Origin of the sequence: Alloacidobacterium dinghuense, from assembly GCF_014274465.1 — a bacterium.
GTDB lineage: Bacteria > Acidobacteriota > Terriglobia > Terriglobales > Acidobacteriaceae > Alloacidobacterium > Alloacidobacterium dinghuense.
On record NZ_CP060394.1, the window covers coordinates 2,734,648 to 2,752,757 of the forward strand.

The following is an 18,110-nucleotide window of genomic DNA, read 5'->3' on the forward strand; positions in this document are numbered from 1 at the left end:
GCGACATGATGTTCCCTGGCATTTTCTTTCATGCAGAATCCGTCAGACGTTTACCTCAACCTTTGGAAACAACAGCTTACCCGCGTCCCAGACTCGACATGGAAACTGGTCGATACCGAAATGCTCGTGTTGGCTGACAACCAGCTATCTGAAATTTCGGAACAAATTGGCGGACTGCGAAAACTTCACACACTCGATCTCGGGCACAATCGACTGACACAAATCCCGGACGCTCTTGGCGACCTCGATAACCTGAGGAACTTCCTCTACCTTCATGATAATAAGTTGACCGGTCTGCCTGTCTCTTTAGCGCGTTTGAAGAGGTTGCGTTATCTGAACATCAGCGAGAATGCCTTTTCAGAATTGCCGGAATGCATTCCCAATCTCGAAAGCCTGGTCGAGCTTCGCGCTGACGACAATCGGCTGACGGTAATTCCGGATTCAATCGGGCAGTTGACGCGTTTACGCGAGCTGCATCTTCGGAACAATCGGCTCACCTCACTGCCTCAATCGGTTGGAGCATTACTGGAACTAAGACAGCTCGACCTCAGAGGCAATCCCCTGGTCCAGCTGCCTGAAGCAATCGCGAAGCTGCCAAAGCTGGAGAAGCTTGATCTGCGTTGGGTGAGCACGCTTGCAATGCCTCCATGGATCGACGCTCTCGAAACACGCGGGTGTCTCGTATATTTTTGAGCAAAATTTCTAGCGAGATTCTCCTGCTTTGTCTGCGATGGATTGAGAAAACGGACGCGCCTCCGGACTCGTCGCCCACGTCTTATTCGGGACCGCACTCATCACAAAATGCAGCTCGCCTCCAGCCATAATTTCCTCATGGCGCAGATAGCTGCGGGTCAGCGGCTTGCCATTCAGCATGACTTTGCCGACATAGCGATTCGTGCCTGAAAGATTGTCTGTAACCATGTGGAATTGCTTGCCATTTGGCAGATGCAGGGTTGCCTCCTCAACGAAGGGCCGCCCGATGACGTATTCATTCGTTCCCGGCGCAACTGGATAGAATCCGAATGCAGTGAACAGCAGCCATGCCGACATCTGTCCCAGATCATCGTTACCCACCAGACCATCCGGCGCGGGACGGTATTGCGAATCGACAATTTGCTTCAGGCGCTCTTGTGAACGCCACGGCTGTCCCGCGTAGTCGTAGAGATACGCAAGATGATGGCTCGGTTCGTTGCCGTGAATGTACTGCCCGATCATGCCGGCAATATCTTCAACATCGGCATAGCGCTTGGGATCGACCTTCGCGTCAAACATCGCGTCGAGCTTGTCGACAAGCTTCTGATCGCCGCCGAGAAGCCTGATCAACCCTGCCTCATCCTGCGGCTGATACCACGAATATTGCCATGAATTCCCTTCGGTAAAGCCGCTCTGCGCTCCAGCCTGTGCCGGGTCGAATGGCTCACGAAAACTTCCGTCCGCTTTTTTGGGTTGTAGAAAGCCAGTCTGCGTATTGAAGACGTTGCGCCAGTTCTCTGCACGCTTTTCAAAAGTATCGGCTACATCCATACGGCCCAATTTCCGAGCCATCCGCGAGATCGTCCAGTCGTCGAAGGCGTACTCCACCGTCTTCGATGCTGCTTCTCCATCGTTGTCTACCGGCACATAACCAAGCTTCATATACTCGCCGAGATGGCCATATGGAGCATACGTCGCGCTGGCCACCATGGCATCGAGCGCTTCCTTCGCGTCGAAGTTGCCCACGCCCTTCATATACGCATCCGCAATCTCGGGCACGGCATGGTAGCCGATCATGCACCACGTCTCCAGCCCCTGGAACTGCCAGATGGGCAAAATGCCGAATGGGCTTTCCTTCTGCGAAACCAGCAGAGATCGCACCACATCCGTCGTGCGGCTCGGCGGCTCGATCAGAGTCATCAGCGGTTGTTCCGCCCGGTACGTATCCCAAAGCGAGAACGCAGAAACAAAGTTGAAACCTTCGGCCTTATGCACCTGATAATCGGGCCCGCGGTATCTTCCGTCCTCATCCATTGCAACCGACGGCGCCATCAGCGCGTGATAAAGAGCCGTGTAGAGGCTCTTGCGCATCGCTGGATCGGCCTTGATGTCGACGACTGAGAGCTCTTTTTCCCATGCCTGCCGCGCCTGCTCCCGCACAGCATCGAAGTCGAAACCACTCACCTCAGCATCGAGATTCGCGATGGCACCGTCTTCGCTCACCGGCGAAATCGCGACTTTGACGACCAAAGGCTGCTCGAGTTCCCCGAAATCAAAAACACCGATGAGCCCGCGCCCCATAATCGCTTGCGTATCTGCCGGCGATGTCCCTGGAGTTGCGAAGCCTTTGTACTCCTGCGGAAGCGGTTCGCGGTCGTACAGTTCGTGCCCGGCAAGCGGCTGCGAAAAGCGCATCGCAAAATAGAGCTGCCGTGCGGGAGCCCACCCGCGCGTCTCGCGCATACCCGTCACAGTACCGTCTGCGCGTAGCCGAATGCTCGACCATAGAACCTTTCCCGTGTAGTTGTAGATCGACGAGCGCATATCGAGCAGCAGATGCGCTGTCTTGTCTGCCGGAAAGGTGTAACGGTGTACTCCCACCCGCGTTGTTGCTGTAAGTTCCGCGCGTACCGCGTAGTCATCGAGCGTTACGGCGTAATAGCCGGGTTCAGCTTTTTCCGTTTCATGGTGAAAGCGCGAGCGATATCCAGATCCCGGCGTGTCGATCTCGCCCGGCTCCAGCCTTACGTCACCCGCAATCGGCTGCACAAGAAAGTCGCCCAGATCCGAGTGCCCTGCCCCGGAAAAGTGCGTGTGGGAGAAGCCAAGGATCGTCGTGTCCTCATAGCGATAGCCCGCGGCCCACTTGTAGCTCTGCTTGAAGGGACGAATCTGCGTGTCCGGACTGAGCTGCACCATGCCAAACGGCACCGTCGCCCCGGGAAAGGTGTGGCCTTCCGGGCCCGTGCCGATCATTGGATCGACGGATTGAAAAGCGCTAGACGTTTGCGCCTGAATCAAAGACGAGAACCCAACGAAGAAAGCGAAACAACATGAAACAAGACGAACCTTGACCTGCACTCCTGACCTCGCAGTGTTACAGATAACGACTTCAACAGAATATACAGAGCCGCGTGCGAATATCTCAGCGGCTACTTCGCTCCCATCTGCTACTTCGCTCCCGCTGTTACTTCGCTCTTGGATGGGTTCGGTCGTAGACCTCAGCCACCTGCCCGACCGTGAGCTGCGTGTAACGCTGTGTTGTCGAGAGTCGCTCGTGACCGAGCAGTTCCTGAATCGCCCGCAGGTCTGCACCTTCTTCCAGCATGTGCGTGCCGAAGGCGTGTCGCAGCGTGTGCGGATGCACTTCCGCCGGAAGTCCATTCGCAATCGCGAGCGTCTTTACAATGCGGCCCACGCTGCGCGTTGTCAGACGTCCATTGCCGCGCAGCTTCGCATTCAACAGCAATGCCTCAGTCTGTTTCCGTGCCGCTTGCAAGCGCGTTTCGCGCTGCGGCAGATACGCGCGCAATGCCTGCGCCGCCGCGTCGCCAAGAGGAACATACCGCTCCTTCCTGCCTTTGCCGCGCACAAGAATTGCCTCATTCGCCCAGTGAATATCCTTGAGGTCGATCCCGACGAGTTCGGCGTTGCGAATGCCACAGCCATAGAGCAACTCAAAGATCAGCCGATCCCGCTCCGGCCATGCGGCGAAATCCTCGGTCACGCCGTCAACGGCGCGGTTCATCTGCTCGATCGTCGGCACGCGCGGCAGATGTTTCGGCAGCTTCGGAGTCGCCACCAGCGCGGCGGGACTCTGTTCAACATAACCGCTACGCGCCAGCCACTTGAACCACGAGCGGATCGCGGCCAGTGCGCGCGCCGCCGAAGCCTTAGACAATCCCTTTTCGTAAAGCGTGCCCAGATAAGCGCGAATATGCTGGTGCTCAACTCGCTTGATTTGGACTCCTGCTCCAAACGTCTGGACAAGATACGCGGCAAAGCTGTGCAGTTCGCGCTCGTACGCGCGCATGGTATGCGGCGACGATCCACGCTCATTCTGCAATGTAGAAAGAAAACGACCTGCGAGAAGCACTATCTCTGGTTTCGCTTCTTCAGCCATGGCTGCCTCGTTTTGCAATCAGAGCGTCGAGTGTCCACTTATCGGGCGCTGTGATTGCGGCCAGGAATAGAGAAGCCGCTGAATAGACGAACACACCGTAGATGAGCGGGGCATGAATACCGAGCACAGCTGTCATCGCCAGGGCGAAAATCAACGTCAGCATACCGCTGAACAAGGCCGCCATACGCGTCATCAGGCCTAGAATCAGGAGGACTCCGAGTATCGCTTCAGCAAACGTTACAATCCCAGCCAGCGCTGGAACCATTACTGCCGGACTCCACGGGTTGAGCTTGGCCGTGTACGCAACGAAGTTCTGGTAGTTTCCCCACGAAACCGAGGGAGTTCCCGCCGGCCCCCAAACACCAAAGCGGTCGGCCACAGCGGAGAGAAATCCGGCTCCGAGCGAAATCCTTACAAGAAACGGAGCAAGATCGGACTGCACGCGCGGTCTACGCGAAGTTTCATGTCTTTCCATCACGGCTCCTGCACGGTGCGCTTTGCCCTTGGATGATGCATGCGATGTACAGCCTTCAGTCTACCGAGCGCAAGATGCGTATAGACCTGTGTCGTGGCAATATCGGCATGGCCAAGAAAGGTCTGCACCGTACGCAGGTCCGCGCCATGCTCCACCATGTGCGTGGCGCAGCTATGCCGCAACTTGTGCGGACTGGCGTGGCTGTCACTCGACTTCACCAGCTTCCACACCCACTCCCGCGAAAGGGCCTTGCCGCGCGTGGAGAGAAAAAGTTGATTGGCCCGGCCACCCCGCACAAGCGCAGGACGCCCGCGCTCAAGATACTCGGCAATCGCCTTCAAGCACAAGGCGCCCAGCGGCACGATGCGCTCCTTGTCGCCTTTGCCACGCACCAGCGCGCGTCCGGCATCAAGCGAAAGATCCGCGACACACAGGCCCGTCAGTTCCGATACGCGCAAACCGCCTGCATACAGCAATTCCAGAATCGCCCGATCGCGCAACGCAATGGCATCCGCCTCCGGATGTTCGGCTGCGATCGCCGCTCTTTCCAGCATGGAGTTCACTTCGGTAGGCGCGAGAGACTTCGGCAATACCTTCCATGCCTCCGGTGATTCGAGATTCATCGTCGGATCGTGCTGGATGCGCTTGTCAAGCAGCAGCCATTTGTAGAAGCCGCGCAAACACGAAAGCTTGCGCGCCATCGATCTCGATTCAACTCCATGCATTCGCAGATGTTCGAGAAATCCCGCCACCTCCTGCTGTCGCGCTGTAACCAGCAGCACATTCTCGCGCTCAAGAAATTCAGCAAATTGCAGCAGATCGCGCTCGTAAGCCTCGCACGTCAGCGGCCGCAGGCCCTTCTCCACGCGCAGATATGTCAGGTACTCGCGAATCACCTCGGTATTGCGGCCCGTACTCACACTCTGATTATCCGCGCCGGGCGAACAAGTCGGCACCCACAAGTTGTTTCCAGAACCAAGTTCACCAACGCTTTACATTCCATGTCGTGCAAAATCTGCGACCATCGCTGACAATAGATAAAGGAGTATTCTTTTGACCACGCTGCATACCGCACCCGCCGAGCAATTTACCCGCGAAGAATTTCACCAGGCCGTCATCGCTGCCAATCCAAAGGTCGCTGTCTTCGATTGCGACGGCACGCTCTGGACCGGCGATGCAGGATACGGATTCATGATCTGGTCGATCGAGTCCGGGCTGGTCTCGCGCAATACCGCCGACTGGGTCGACACCCAATACCGCCTCTACCGCGCTGGAAAAGTGTCAGAAGAGGAGATGTGCGCCGAAATGGTTCAGATGTACGCTGAGCTGCGCGAAGACGAGATGCGCCACGCCGCAGCGACCTACTTCCGCACTCATATTGAGGCAAACATCTTTCCAGAGCTGCGGAACCTGATCGCCGATCTGCGGGCCGCCGGAACCGAACTCTGGGCAGTAAGCTCCACCAACAACTGGGTCATTGAAGAAGGCGTCGCCCGTTTCGGCATCCCCGCATCGCGAGTGCTCGCTGCGGAAGTCAAGATCGTCAACGGCCACGTCACCAGCGACCTGATCGACGTACCCACCGACGAAGCCAAGGCCACCGCGCTCGTCCGCGCAGGTGTTCCGCATCCCGACTGCGTCTTCGGCAACTCCATCCACGACGAAGCCATGCTGAAGATCGCAAAACACGCCTTTCCCGTGAATCCCACACCTGCGCTAGTGCAGTCAGCGGCAGAAAATGGTTGGACCGTCTTTTACCCGGCATCGGTGCTCAAAGACAGCAAGGTCTAGTGACATCGCACGGTCGAGAGAATGACAACTCTTTCACTGGGACACGATAAGCTGGCATCCAGAATGCGCATCGTTTCCTTGCAACCCAGTGTGTCGGTAATTCTCAATTCGCTTGGCCACCTCGATACACTCGTCGCGTGCACGCGTTATTGTCTGGACGTTGTTCCCGAACTGCGCCGCCGCAATCTTCCGCTTGTTCATGACGCCTGGACCACAACGACCGACGAGCTGGCTGCTCTAAAGCCCGACCTCGTCATCGCGTCGGTTCCCTATAGGCAGGAATCGCTGGCGGCCATTCTCAAAGCCGGATTCTCCGTGCTGGCGCTCGCTCCGCATTGCCTGGCCGACATCTACAGCGACATCCGGCTTGTTGGCTCCGTCGTACACGCGACCGAAAAAGCCGAAGCGGTCATTGCATCCATGCAATCCGCGATTGCGGAAGTCAGCAGCAAAGCTGCGCTTACTGGTAAGCGGCCATGTGTTTACTGCGAAGAGTGGGGCAAGCCGCTGATCCACTCGCAACTCTGGGTCAAAGAACTGGTCGAAGCCGCAGGCGGCGACTTTGTTGGCTCGCCCGGCACGGTCACAGAAGCCGACGTCATCGCCGCAGCCAATCCCGATGTGATGGTGATGGCGTGGTGCGGCGCAGGCATGCGCGTTCCCCTGGAGCGCACTGTGGAAAAGCGCGGGTGGCAAGATCTTCACGCTGTCGGCGAACGCCGGGTCTTCTGCATCACGGAAGAACTGCTGAACACCCCGGCGCCCACGCTGATTGGTGGCTTGCACGCGCTCGCCTCGGTCATCCATCCCGAGATTTTTGGCCAGATGCAAAGTCCGCAAATGCGTTGCATCGATTTTGAGGCTGAACCGTCTAAACTGGTGTGAGCGTGGAGGATATCGAATCCCAAAAAGTCGGAGCCGCGGAGTCCAAATCCGTGCGCTACGTTGTCGCTGGGCTCATCCTCCGCGGCAACGAAGTCCTTATCTGCCAGCGCCGTCCCGACCAGGCCATGGCTCTCAAGTGGGAGTTTCCCGGCGGCAAAATGGAGCCGGGTGAAAGCCCGGAGCAGGCACTCGTCCGCGAACTCGAAGAAGAATTAGGAATCAAGGCCGCGATTGGCACGCTCGTTGCCCACGTGCGCCATGCTTACCGCAACGGCAGCTCGGTCGACCTGCAATTCTTCGCCGTGCATCGCTTCGAAGGCGAGATCACCAACCACATCTTCAACGATCTGCGCTGGTGCAACCTGCGCGACCTGCCCGCCTATGATTTCCTCACCGCCGACCGTGGCCTCGTCCGCGACCTCGCCGCCGGCAAGCTCCTCTAGCCACTAAATCCTGCCGATCTGATTCCGAAAGTGTACGCCTCCAATTTCCTGTGACCGGGGAACTGTTACTCGGAGCGCAGTGCCTCCATTACATCGACGCGGGCAGCGCGTGCTGCGGGTAGAAGCGAGGCGACCACCGCAACCGTCATCAGCAGGAACGCGGAAATGACCACCGGCAAAGCGCCCGGCATCTTCATTTCAGCAAAATAGCTACTCGCTAAACGTGCCGCCACGAACCCGAACGCTGCGCCGGCGAGCACGCCCAGTGCGGCCATCCCGGCACCCTCTGCTATCACGCCTTTAAGGATCAACTGAGGCTCCGATCCAAGCGCCAGCCGGATCCCGAATTCACGTGTGCGCGAGCTGACCGAAAATGCCAGCACGCCTGCTACCCCCACCACTGCGATGGCCAACGCCACACCCGCAAACACTCCGAACACCACCGAGTTCAAGCGGTCCGGCGTGAGCACTTCGGCGCGGACATCTTCAAGCGTGGCCGCGTGCTCAACGGGCTGATCGGCGGACATCGAGCGAATAAGGCGCGTGATTGGCGTGACCAGCGTGTACGGATCTCTGGTCGTGTGGACGAACAGCCGACCGCCTATGATCAAACCTCCCGCAAGGGGGTCGTAGACAGTGACAGTGGGCTCAGGGACGATGTGATTATCATCAATATCGGCCGCGACCCCGATAATGCGGTGCGGCGCCATCAGGCGTGCCTTGTCGGCATCCGTTCCGGGAAAGAATTGCAATACGGGATCCGTCCAAAAAACATGCCGATTGATGGGATCCTGATTGGGAAACATGCGCTGTGCGAGTGTCTGGCTGATGATAACGACACTGTCGTCATGGTTCTGGTCGTCGAGCGCGTTGAAATCACGGCCGGCGACGATGGGAACACCGAGCGCCGCAAAGTATCCGGGAGAGATAACCCGCCACGTCGCGCGCGGGTCCTCTACGCCAGGGGTGTGAACGTGACCATCAGCAGAAAATTGCAGACCTCCGGTGCCTGGGCCACTGTCGCGCCAGGGAACGACGTCGCCGAACGCGGTCCGATTCACGCCCGGCAGCGCATCCACCCGACGCATCGCTTCCCTGTAGAAATCAACGACCTGCTGTGGTGTCTTTCCATAGTACATGGCCGGAACATCGATCGCGAGAACGCGTTGCGTGTCCAGGCCCGTCCGCGCTCTTTGCAGCGCGATCAGCGTCGAGATCAACACACTTGCGCCGACCAGCAGCACGAACGAAGCGGCGATTTGTGTTACCGCGAAGATCTGCTGGCGACGGTTCGTGCCACTGGTGATGCGCACACTGCCACTTGAAAGGCCCAGCCCGCTCGATGAGGCCGATGACGGCAGACGTGGGACAAACGCCAGAATCACCGCTGCGACGATGGCCAGTGCTGCTCCTACCCACAGCAGGCTGGAATCTACTTTTAAGTCGAGGGCGCGGACCGAAAACCTGGAAGCATAGCGGGCGAGGACAGCGACCATCAGCGGGGCACTTGTTACACCGATCAAGGCACCGGTGCCACAGAGCACGAGGCTTTCAGCCAACAGCATGCGGCGCAGCGCCCCTCTGCTCGCGCCAAGCGCCATGCGGACCGCGAGTTCACCTTCGCGGCGAACCGTCCGTGCCAGAATCAGGTTGGCGACGTTGCAACATGCAATGACAAACACCAGCGCCGAGGCTGCGAGTAACACCAGCAGCACATCCCTGGCGCCAGACGTAATCTCGTCGCGAAACATCCGGGCTTCTATCTGATAGTCAGCTTGCTTCGAATAGGCCTCGGGGTGGTCTTTCTTCATCGCGGAGTAGACGGTGTGCAGCTCAGCACGAGCCTGGTCGAGTGTGGCTCCGGGCGCGAGACGGCCGAAAAGCTCAGTCATGCGATGGATGCGGCCGGTGACCATGGTCGCGGAGAGATGATGCGGGCTGGTGACGATGTTGGAGATAATTTCGGTGTCCTGTGGGTATGGGACACAGGGTTCGAGGACGCCAATGATTTTCGCCGTTCGTTCACCAATGCTGCCGAGTCGAACAGTCTTGCCGATGACCGAAGGATCCTTGCCAAGAGCGGTGGCCCAGAAACGATAGGTGAGAACGACGACTCCGGCAGCGTTAGGGCCATCGTCCTGAGCCCCGATGAGACGCCCTAGGACGGGATGAAGGCCCATTACATCGAAAAACGTGCCGCTGACAACGCCCCCTTGAATGGTACGCGGCTCGCCGAGGCCGACCATGGTGAAACCCATGGTGGAGAAGTCGCCGAATGCGCTCAAGGTTTTGACACTAGCGCGCAAGTCCTGGATCTCGGGTACGGAAAAGGCGGCGTTGGCCTCGTGAATGCCTGGCGCGCTCTGCCGGATATAGATCAGACGGTTCTCATCACGATTGACCAGGGGCTTGAGAAGGACACCACGCACCAGTGTGAAGATCGCTGCGTTAGCGCCGATGCCAAGCGACAGCGTGAGAACCACCGTAATCGCCAGCCCGGGAGTGCGAGTTAATGAATGAACCGCAACTCTGAGATCGCGAAAGAATGACATGTTGCCCCCTTTCCTGTTGAGCTTGCGCGCAGGATCGTTCACCCTTATAGTCGTTCGGGCGCAGGGAAATCGACAACAGAGAAGAGTTTTATTTCAAATCCCGCAGCCGCACGTCAGGAATCTGTTTGGGATATTCAGCATCCCATGAGCCAAATGCTAAATGCCAGATCGCAAATGACCTGATATCACTCTGCGTTGGTTCGTGTCGTCCGTTTCCGGACACCCTGTCACAAATACGGACATCGACCGCGTGTAGACCAAAATAGCCTGGAGAGTTCTCCCAGCAACACGAACGGACTTGACAACGTTCGATTACTACTACAAAGTAGTAGTAATCGAACGCGCAACCATGGCAACCCTTCCGGAGACGCGACCAGCCCTGCAAAATCCAGGAAGGCGATCTCTGCTCTGGTCTCTGGCAGGCCTTGGCCTCAGCGCAAAGGTGTTGAAGGCCGAACAGCATTCCGACCACACATACCGATTCGTGAGGCCGGAATGTGAGGTGCGCATGCGCGTTCAATATTTTGCGAACACCTCGAACGATGGCCTCCGCTTCCGCGATGGCGTGACGAACCGCGCATTCTGCCTTTCCGCCAACGGAGAGGAAGATCGCGGCTGCGTTGCGCGATTCGTCGGCGCCATGGCTATCGCCCGCTATGAGTTCCGTGCGCGGTCCCATTCCAGCAGCCCTCTCAACCTGCGCGAGCGCGTTCTCACCATTGATCACGACGACCGAATGAGTCCCCGGCCGCCTTTTGAAAGAGCGCTCGCCGTCGAGGGATCGGCAGCCAGTGACATTCAGGCATTCGGTTATAACCCCGCCGATACGAAAGATCGACCGCTTGCCGTCTGGTGTCTGCTGCGCCAGGACCTGTTCCTGAATGATCAAGCTACGGCATTCCTCATCGTGCATTGGAAACACACCCTCGACGCCATCTCCCTCGTCGACATCATCCCCGGCGACGGCACTCGCTGGGTGAACGAGTGATTTACTTCAGAATCTCTTGACTATATCTCGATTAGTACTACAATGTATTTCTAATAATGCTCGGCGAATTCGAATACACGTTAATCACCGTCGCCGCCGGACTCGGCGAAAACGCCTACGGCGCGGCCATTCGCGAAGAGCTCGAATCCACCATCGGGCGCAAATGCTCTATGGGCGCGCTTTACACCACCATTGATCGCCTGGAAGCGAAAGGTCTGCTGAAAACTTGGATGGGAGAATCCACCCCGCTGCGAGGCGGGCGTGCTAAGCGCATGGTGCGTGTCACCGCGCAAGGCGTGCGCGCAGCCAAAGAGTTCTACGATGCGGTAATGCGTATAAGCCGCGGCGCAGCCTGGGTGGAGAACCGGACAGGAAGGACCTCATGAACACTGTTGCCTGGCCGCTGATAGAGCTTAGCGCAAAGCTGCTTGATCGGAACGAGCGCGAAGCAGTCCTTGGCGATTTACTGGAAACAAATGAAGTAGCGTGGCGAGGATTCCTCGACGTTATCGGACTGGCATTCCGTCGTCATGCTGCTCTCTGGAAGAGCCCCCGGCCATGGCTTGCCGCCTTCGCCGTCGCGCTTCCCAGCAGCTACCTTCTGCGATATGTCTCCGTCTCGGTGAGCTGCACCTGGCTACGGCTGGTCAATCACAAAGTTTACGGGTGGCAATGGCCAACAGGTCATGAAGGCTTCCCACTGCTCTTTTGCCACATCCTTCTCCTCATCGCCTGGTCCTGGACGGCTGGCTACATCGTTGGGTCGCTTTCGCGGCGGACCTTGTGGGTAAGCGCGTCTTTGTCCGTGCTTCCCGTCGTTCTAAACCTGAGCCACTCGGACGGTCTACCCAGACTCTGCCTGTTCTTGTTTCTTCTGCCCGCCATCGTCGGTGTCCGCCACGGACTGCGGAATGTTCGCATCTCACTGCCTGCGGCATCCCTTCTGGCCTTCACCATGACAGTGCTGATGATCTCAGCCTGGAGCTATGGGGCTTTGTGGGCTCTGAACTGGGCTCTCATCCTGCCCACGTTTTATCTGGTCGTGGCCGCATGGCGATCGCAGTTCCGCACAGCAGCGCTTCACGCGCGTTGACCCAAAGTGCCGACTGCACAGGGATCGCAGACCAAAGTTATACCCCGACTCTTTCTTGCCCCAGCGCGAAAAAAGCCAGTGCTTGGATTTAACAGGATGTCTTGTGAAGAATTTGTTTCACGGAAGCAAAACTGGCAGAGCCGCATCTACACGATTCCGCCCAAGCGACTTCGCCACGTAGAGCGCGCTGTCCGCAGCTTTCAGCAATTCGGAAAGGTCGCCATCTACCGGCGGAACTTGCGTTGCACAGCCAATACTCACAGTAACGATTCCGTGCGGATTACCCGAGTGCGGAACCTGAAGTTGCTCCACCGCTGAACGAACCTCTTCCGCAATTGCGATGGCGCCCTCACAACTCGTGTCCGGCAGTATAACGGCGAACTCTTCGCCGCCGTACCGCGCCACCAGATCAGCCGGCCTGCGCGAGACTTGAGTGGCGGCCTCGGCCATCTGGCGCAAACATCGGTCTCCGGGAATATGCCCGTAGATATCGTTGTAATTCTTGAAATGATCCAGGTCCATCAGCAACACCGAGCACGGGGTGCGGTCGCGCTGCGCGCGTCGCCACTCCGATTGCAGAACTTCATCAAATCGCCTGCGATTGGCAATACCTGTCAGGCCATCCACGCTGGCCAATGCTTCAACCATGCGGAACGCTCTTTGCAGCTCATCCTCGGCCGCTTTGCGGAGAGAAATGTCGCGCATCACCACCACAAATCCGGTTGCGTCGTTCGCCGAAGAATCGCGGTAGAGGCGCAGGCTGGCTTCCATCCAGAGATAACTGCCGTCTTTTTTTCGGCAGCGAAACTGGAACATCCCCGGATGACGCCCTTCGCGCGTATCTTTGAAAACGCTCTCAGCAACCGTGATGTCTTCAGGATGAAATGCTTCACGATAGCTGAGCCCGAGTGTCTGCTCCGTCTCCCATCCCAGCATCTCGGTGACCGCAGGCGAGGCGTACATCACCTTGGCTTCAAGGTTCACCAGCAGAATCGCGTCGCGGGAACTCACAGCCAGCAGACGAAAGCGCGCTTCGCTCACGCGCAGGCCTTCCTGCAATCGATAGCCCTCAGCCCGCAGCACCTCAAGGATGTAGAGCATCAACATGGAAAAGGCGATGAAAGCTTGCAGCGTCAACTCGCGGGTCGTGAGCGAAACGTTCTGCATCAATGCAAGAGGCCCGCGCCCAGCCGTGGTAAAGAATCCACCAATGATCGAAACAACCAGCAGCCCAAGAGCCGAACCCGCCAGCCCCAGCCGCACGCCGATCATCAGCAGGCCAAGCAGCAGAGCAAAGAGAAGAGGCGCCTGGGTCTGCCAGAAGACGGCTACCGCACTCCCACACAGCAGCGCAAAGACGCCGACTATCTCCCACCATGACCTGCCCAAAAACAGTTTTCGCCGCGCAAACGACAAATACAGCGGAATCATGACCGCCATCCCCAGCGCATCTGCCGTGAACCACCACTGGAAGGTGTGGATGTGCGACATGATGTGCCTGCCCTGGCGGCCAAACACCAACGTCGCCATTAGCGACGCCACAGCAGGCGCAACCACGACGCCATAAAGCAGGAAACGGGTCAGCTGTTTGCGTTGCGTAAGGTCTGGATTGGGAGCAATCGTCCGATACAGAAGAGTCCCCGCCAGCAGCGCCTCGACCATGTTGCACAAGGCGAGATAGACAGCCACCCATGAAGGTGTCGCAAGGCTCAGGTTAATGCCGAGATCAACCAGAAACCCCACCGCCAGATATGCTGGCCAATGCCTGCGGCGAACACACAGCAACGCGCCGGCAAGAAATCCATTCGAGGGCCAGAGAATCGTGATGCCGCCCGAATGCCAGCTTTGCAAGTTAAGCAGAGATGTCGTGGTCGAGAGGGAAGCCAGTATCAGCGCCAGCACGGCGAGCCTGCGCATGGAGAGCTTTTGTCCGTCCTTCCTCGTAAAAGCGACCACCGGAAAAGCCATAAAGCTCAGAGAACCCTCAAAAACGTGCACGGCAAGAATCCTTGCCGGAAAAACATGTTATTTCATTTAACTGTTACAACGGAAAAATGCCTTGATTCCCAGTCGTCGACGAGCTCCCTGCCCTGGAAACTTTTGTACGCGCCCTCTACGCAGATCGATTAAATCTCGGGGAATGCTATGGTTATCCTGCCAGTTTAGTTGTGGTTTCCATTGTAAAGGAGGCAGTTTAAGAGATGTTGTTTGAACGGAGGCTTATCGGTGCCAGCGCAATGATTGCAGCCCTGTTGGGAATTGGCGTGGCAGGCGCCGAAGTTCGGCTGCCAAATGCCCTCAGCAGCCATGCGGTCCTACAGCGTGACCAGCCCATTCATATCTGGGGATGGTCCGATCCGGGTGAGACCGTCACCGTTCATTTTCACGACCAGACGCGAACCGCCAGCGCTGACAACCTCGGCAAATGGAGCCTGTGGCTCACGCCCGAACATGCAGGAGGCCCCTATACACTGGGCGCCCAAGGCAGTTCAAGCACCGGATCCGGCGTCACACTTTCCGACATTCTGGTCGGCGATGTCTGGGTTGCATCCGGTCAGTCCAACATGGAAATGCCTCTGAACGGCTTTCCCGGCAGCGCCGTTCTGAAAAACGCGCAGCAGGAGATAGCCCAGGCAAACCTGCCCACTGTCCGGTTGCTGCGCATCGAGCACAAGCCCTCCTATTTTCCGGAAAATGACGTGAGCGCCACCTGGACCGAGTGCACGCCGCAAACTGCAGCCGACTTCTCCGCCGTCGCCTACTTCTTCGGCCGTGAAATCAACACCCGCGAGCATGTACCGATCGGCCTCATCGACTCTACCTGGGGTGGCACTCCAGTAGAGGCCTGGACCAGCATGGACCGCATCGGCTCCGATCCCGGTCTGATGCCGATGTTCGCCTCCTGGGCGCATTTCACCGCCGACCTCAGCGACACCGACCTCATCGTTGCCAGGGAAAAGCGCGAGGACGCAGCCGCTGAGGCCGCTCATCAGCCCAGGCCCGACCACCCGTGGCACCCGGATGCCCGTTCCTGGCAGCCCACAAGCCTCTACAATGGCATGATCGCGCCGCTCATTCCCTACACCATCAAGGGAGCCATCTGGTACCAGGGCGAAACCAATAGCGCACCCGACCGCGCACCCTATTACACCCGCTTCTTCTCGGCCATGATTCAGGACTGGCGCGCAAAGTGGGGCGAAGGCGACTTCCCGTTCCTTTACGTGCAGATTTCCAACTTCTACTCGCCGCAGGAAGACTGGGGCCAGCTCCGAGACAAGCAGCGACGGACACTCGCCGTCGCCAATACTGCCATGGCGGTAACGCTCGATGTCGGTGACAGAGACAATGTCCACCCCGCCGACAAGCAGACCGTAGGCGCTCGCCTCGCCCTCGCCGCCCGCGCCATTGTTTATGGTGAATCGCAGCTTGAGTACTCCGGTCCGCTCCTCCGCACCGCAACGGTGGAAGGCTCAACCATGCGCGTCTGGTTCGATCACACAAGGGATGGTCTTGCCGCGCACGGTCCGCAGCTGGCAGGCTTCGAGATCGCCGGATCGGACAGAAAATTCGTTCCTGCAACAGCAAAAATCGACGGCTCAACGGTTGTGGTCCAGTCGGCTGGCGTAGCCATCCTCAATCCGTCCGCTACGCGTGGCAAGGCTGGACCGACGCCAACCTCTTCAACAAGGACGGTCTGCCCGCATCCACCTTCACATCGGAATCAATCTTGCCGTAGCAGTACAACAACAAAGGGTGCCCCATCCTGACGAAGTCAGGGTGGGAACCACCACCCTCACAGCTTCACCAGTACATCCTCCCCCTCAACCTTGACCTCATACACCGGAACCCTCGCCATCGTCGTATGAGCCGCTTCACCGGTCCTCAGATCAAAAGCCCAGGCGTGCCACGGGCAGATCAGCTTACCGCCTTCAATCATGCCCTGCCCCAGTGGCCCGCCCCGATGCGGACACACGTTGTCCATGACAGAAATCGATCCCTTCTCATTCGCAACGCAGAGCACTCTTTCACCCGTTGAGACTTCCCGCGCCTCACCCGACGGCGGCAGATCGGCCTTGCCACAAATTCTTACAAATTCAGACATTCATCTCCCCGTTGAAACTAACCCTGTCATTCTGAGCGCAGTGAAGAATTTGCTTGATCGCCTTGCAAAGCGAACACCCGCGCCCTCATGCTACGCTCATCTTCAGAATGCACGATCAGCAGTCCCCGAATCTACCCGCAGGCAAAGAAGTGCGCTTGTGGTGCCCCACCTGTGCGCGGGAAGTGGATGATCCACTCGTCTGTGGTGACTGCTCCGCCGTCATCTGCCGCGTCTGTGGAACGCCGCTCGAATCCGCCGACGAACTCGCTTTTGGATAGCCTTCAGTGCCGAAGAAATCTCCCACCAGAAATGAACCAAGGCTAACCGCGAAACAAGCCCGCGCCGCCGGATGGCCCTCCGGATCGAATGACCCGCTGCGACCGCAGCAGGAACTCGTCAGCGGAAAGTGGCTCCTCTCGGCGCTGGGCATCGTGCTGGGCGTCGCAGCGATCTGCGCCTATGGGACCCTCTGCCTGCTCTTCTATCAGGGAAGCTGGCAGTTCATCTTCCACCCATCGCGAACCGTCCGCGCCACCCCGGACGTTCCCTTTCAGGAAATCCAATTCGACTACACCGAGACCGGCAAGCCGCAGCTCACCGGCTGGTGGATCCCCGCCGAAGCTCAAGGACGATTTGGCTCCGCCACCATTCTCTTCCTGCACGACGGACGCGGCTCGCTCTCTGACGCCGTCCTGCAGCTCCAGTCGCTGCACTCCATCGGCATCAACGTCTTTGCATGCGATTACCGCGGCTTTGGCAAAAGCGCCGACCTGCACCCCTCCGAAGCCAGCATGAATCAGGACGTCGACGCTGCATTCGAATATCTGACCGGAACGCGCCACCAGCCCGCACACTCCATCGTCATTCACGGCGTCGGCCTCGGCGCACCTGTCGCGGCTTCCGCTGCTGCTCGCCATCCGGAAACTGCAGCCCTGATCCTTGAAAACATCAGCCCCACCGCTTCCACACTCTTCTCCGCCGACGCCCGCGCGACCATCCTGCCCGTGCGCATCCTTACCAGCGACCGCTTCAACCCCATTAAGACGCTAAAGAAGCTTCAAACACCCAAGCTCTTCCTCGAACGCGGCGGAAACGCCCCAACCCAGGATGCCTACAGCACCGCCACCGCTCCCAAGCTGCTATTCGAGGTCGCCAGCGAGGATTGGTTAAAATACCCAGAAGTCATCCAGGGATTTCTGGACGAAGTGCTTTCACATCAGTAAAATGCAAGGAATTCCTTAAACCTTCAAGGAGCAAGCCTGAATGTTCGCATGGCTCGACCGTTTTCGCCCACTGGGAGTACTGATTGCCCGCATCGTTCTCGGTGTCATTATGCTCGTCCACGGATGGCACAAGATTTTCCCGCGCGGCTCCCTGTACAACTTCGCGCAATCTGTCGCACATATGGGCATGCCTTACTGGCTCGGCTATGTCGCCGCTTTCACAGAGTTCTTTGGTGGTGCGCTGCTTATCCTCGGCCTGCTCATCCCCATCGCGGCTCTCGGCGTTGCCATTGATATGGCAGTAGCGGTCATCAAAGTCCACCTGCATCACGGGTTAACGGGGCCCATGGGATTTGAGTTCCCGCTGTCGCTCTTTGCGCTGGCCTTGCTGATACTGGCAAGCGGCTCGGGCCATCTGGCTGTCGATTCACGTCTCGGAACCGGCGTCAGACGATAAGCATA

General features: G+C 58.2%; 18 protein-coding genes. 11 read left to right on the plus strand and 7 right to left on the minus strand.

Annotated elements, in window-relative coordinates; translation table 11 throughout:
* Positions 1–30: 30 nt before the first annotated feature.
* Complete coding sequence (locus H7849_RS11085; protein WP_186746514.1) at positions 31–693, plus strand: leucine-rich repeat domain-containing protein; 663 nt, start codon at positions 31–33, stop codon at positions 691–693.
* A 9-nt stretch (positions 694–702) separates the two neighbouring features.
* Here the strand turns inward: H7849_RS11085 and H7849_RS11090 are convergent, their stop codons facing one another.
* The 4 genes from H7849_RS11090 to H7849_RS11105 all read right to left on the minus strand — a co-directional run bounded on the left by H7849_RS11090 (position 703) and on the right by H7849_RS11105 (position 5,527).
* Positions 703–2,994 carry a GH92 family glycosyl hydrolase gene (locus H7849_RS11090; RefSeq protein WP_251106745.1) on the minus strand — a complete coding sequence of 764 codons (2,292 nt, stop codon included), beginning with the start codon at positions 2,992–2,994 and terminating at the stop codon, positions 703–705.
* Positions 2,995–3,160: 166 nt separating this feature from the next.
* Positions 3,161–4,096, minus strand: a complete 936-nt coding sequence (locus tag H7849_RS11095; RefSeq protein WP_186746515.1) for a tyrosine-type recombinase/integrase — start codon at positions 4,094–4,096, stop codon at positions 3,161–3,163.
* On the minus strand, positions 4,089–4,571 hold the full coding sequence (locus tag H7849_RS11100) for a TQO small subunit DoxD (protein ID WP_186746517.1): 483 nt from the start codon (positions 4,569–4,571) through the stop codon (positions 4,089–4,091). Before H7849_RS11100 ends, H7849_RS11095 begins: the two co-directional genes overlap by 8 nt.
* Positions 4,571–5,527 (minus strand): tyrosine recombinase, encoded by a 957-nt coding sequence (locus H7849_RS11105; protein WP_251106746.1) that lies wholly within the window; start codon positions 5,525–5,527, stop codon positions 4,571–4,573. The genes H7849_RS11100 and H7849_RS11105 overlap by 1 nt, the downstream gene beginning before the upstream one ends.
* Positions 5,528–5,624: 97 nt before the next feature.
* On the opposite strand from H7849_RS11105, the gene H7849_RS11110 reads away from it, so the two are divergent.
* From H7849_RS11110 to H7849_RS11120, 3 genes are read left to right on the plus strand one after another with little or no spacing between them, the layout of a single operon-like run.
* Positions 5,625–6,362, plus strand: a complete 738-nt coding sequence (locus H7849_RS11110) for an HAD family hydrolase (protein ID WP_186746518.1) — start codon at positions 5,625–5,627, stop codon at positions 6,360–6,362.
* Between the two features lie 21 nt (positions 6,363–6,383).
* Positions 6,384–7,247, plus strand: a complete 864-nt coding sequence (locus H7849_RS11115) for an ABC transporter substrate-binding protein (protein WP_251106747.1) — start codon at positions 6,384–6,386, stop codon at positions 7,245–7,247.
* 50 nt (positions 7,248–7,297) lie between these two features.
* Complete coding sequence (locus H7849_RS11120) at positions 7,298–7,690, plus strand: (deoxy)nucleoside triphosphate pyrophosphohydrolase (RefSeq protein ID WP_186746520.1); 393 nt, start codon at positions 7,298–7,300, stop codon at positions 7,688–7,690.
* Between the two features lie 65 nt (positions 7,691–7,755).
* Here H7849_RS11120 and H7849_RS11125 read toward each other — a convergent pair whose 3' ends face one another.
* A complete protein-coding gene (locus H7849_RS11125) occupies positions 7,756–10,242 on the minus strand; it encodes an ADOP family duplicated permease (RefSeq protein WP_186746521.1) in 2,487 nt (828 codons plus the stop codon).
* Positions 10,243–10,540: 298 nt separating this feature from the next.
* Between H7849_RS11125 and H7849_RS11130 the strand changes: the two genes are divergently transcribed.
* The 3 genes from H7849_RS11130 to H7849_RS11140 are packed head-to-tail and all read left to right on the plus strand — an operon-like array spanning position 10,541 to position 12,323.
* Positions 10,541–11,230 (plus strand): hypothetical protein, encoded by a 690-nt coding sequence (locus tag H7849_RS11130; RefSeq protein WP_186746523.1) that lies wholly within the window; start codon positions 10,541–10,543, stop codon positions 11,228–11,230.
* A 56-nt stretch (positions 11,231–11,286) separates the two neighbouring features.
* Complete coding sequence (locus H7849_RS11135) at positions 11,287–11,616, plus strand: PadR family transcriptional regulator (RefSeq protein ID WP_186746525.1); 330 nt, start codon at positions 11,287–11,289, stop codon at positions 11,614–11,616.
* The gene (locus H7849_RS11140) at positions 11,613–12,323 is read left to right on the plus strand and encodes a hypothetical protein (RefSeq protein WP_186746527.1); all 711 of its coding nucleotides are present in this window, start codon (positions 11,613–11,615) and stop codon (positions 12,321–12,323) included. Before H7849_RS11135 ends, H7849_RS11140 begins: the two co-directional genes overlap by 4 nt.
* A gap of 117 nt (positions 12,324–12,440) precedes the next feature.
* Here H7849_RS11140 and H7849_RS11145 read toward each other — a convergent pair whose 3' ends face one another.
* Complete coding sequence (locus H7849_RS11145) at positions 12,441–14,321, minus strand: sensor domain-containing diguanylate cyclase (protein WP_186746529.1); 1,881 nt, start codon at positions 14,319–14,321, stop codon at positions 12,441–12,443.
* Between the two features lie 203 nt (positions 14,322–14,524).
* Between H7849_RS11145 and H7849_RS11150 the strand changes: the two genes are divergently transcribed.
* Positions 14,525–16,090, plus strand: coding sequence for a sialate O-acetylesterase (locus tag H7849_RS11150; RefSeq protein WP_251106748.1), 1,566 nt, complete (start codon positions 14,525–14,527; stop codon positions 16,088–16,090).
* 26 nt (positions 16,091–16,116) lie between these two features.
* On the opposite strand, the gene H7849_RS11155 is transcribed toward H7849_RS11150, so the two are convergent.
* The gene (locus tag H7849_RS11155; RefSeq protein ID WP_186746531.1) at positions 16,117–16,425 is read right to left on the minus strand and encodes a Rieske (2Fe-2S) protein; all 309 of its coding nucleotides are present in this window, start codon (positions 16,423–16,425) and stop codon (positions 16,117–16,119) included.
* Positions 16,426–16,478: 53 nt separating this feature from the next.
* On the opposite strand from H7849_RS11155, the gene H7849_RS11160 reads away from it, so the two are divergent.
* From H7849_RS11160 to H7849_RS11170, 3 genes are read left to right on the plus strand one after another with little or no spacing between them, the layout of a single operon-like run.
* A complete protein-coding gene (locus tag H7849_RS11160) occupies positions 16,479–16,703 on the plus strand; it encodes a hypothetical protein (protein ID WP_186746533.1) in 225 nt (74 codons plus the stop codon).
* 6 nt (positions 16,704–16,709) lie between these two features.
* Positions 16,710–17,648 (plus strand): alpha/beta hydrolase, encoded by a 939-nt coding sequence (locus tag H7849_RS11165; RefSeq protein WP_186746535.1) that lies wholly within the window; start codon positions 16,710–16,712, stop codon positions 17,646–17,648.
* Between the two features lie 40 nt (positions 17,649–17,688).
* Positions 17,689–18,105, plus strand: coding sequence for a DoxX family protein (locus H7849_RS11170; RefSeq protein WP_186746537.1), 417 nt, complete (start codon positions 17,689–17,691; stop codon positions 18,103–18,105).
* Positions 18,106–18,110: the final 5 nt, after the last annotated feature.

Excerpts from the sequence above, each read along its gene's own strand:
- H7849_RS11100 (WP_186746517.1), bottom strand. The coding sequence starts at position 4,571 with ATGGAAAGACATGAAACTTCGCGTAGACCGCGCGTGCAGTCCGATCTT.
- H7849_RS11140 (WP_186746527.1), top strand. The coding sequence starts at position 11,613 with ATGAACACTGTTGCCTGGCCGCTGATAGAGCTTAGCGCAAAGCTGCTT.
- H7849_RS11115 (WP_251106747.1), top strand. The coding sequence starts at position 6,384 with ATGACAACTCTTTCACTGGGACACGATAAGCTGGCATCCAGAATGCGC.
- H7849_RS11150 (WP_251106748.1), top strand. The coding sequence starts at position 14,525 with ATGTTGTTTGAACGGAGGCTTATCGGTGCCAGCGCAATGATTGCAGCC.
- H7849_RS11095 (WP_186746515.1), bottom strand. The coding sequence starts at position 4,096 with ATGGCTGAAGAAGCGAAACCAGAGATAGTGCTTCTCGCAGGTCGTTTT.
- H7849_RS11170 (WP_186746537.1), top strand. The coding sequence starts at position 17,689 with ATGTTCGCATGGCTCGACCGTTTTCGCCCACTGGGAGTACTGATTGCC.
- H7849_RS11135 (WP_186746525.1), top strand. The coding sequence starts at position 11,287 with ATGCTCGGCGAATTCGAATACACGTTAATCACCGTCGCCGCCGGACTC.
- H7849_RS11085 (WP_186746514.1), top strand. The coding sequence starts at position 31 with ATGCAGAATCCGTCAGACGTTTACCTCAACCTTTGGAAACAACAGCTT.
- H7849_RS11125 (WP_186746521.1), bottom strand. The coding sequence starts at position 10,242 with ATGTCATTCTTTCGCGATCTCAGAGTTGCGGTTCATTCATTAACTCGC.
- H7849_RS11155 (WP_186746531.1), bottom strand. The coding sequence starts at position 16,425 with ATGTCTGAATTTGTAAGAATTTGTGGCAAGGCCGATCTGCCGCCGTCG.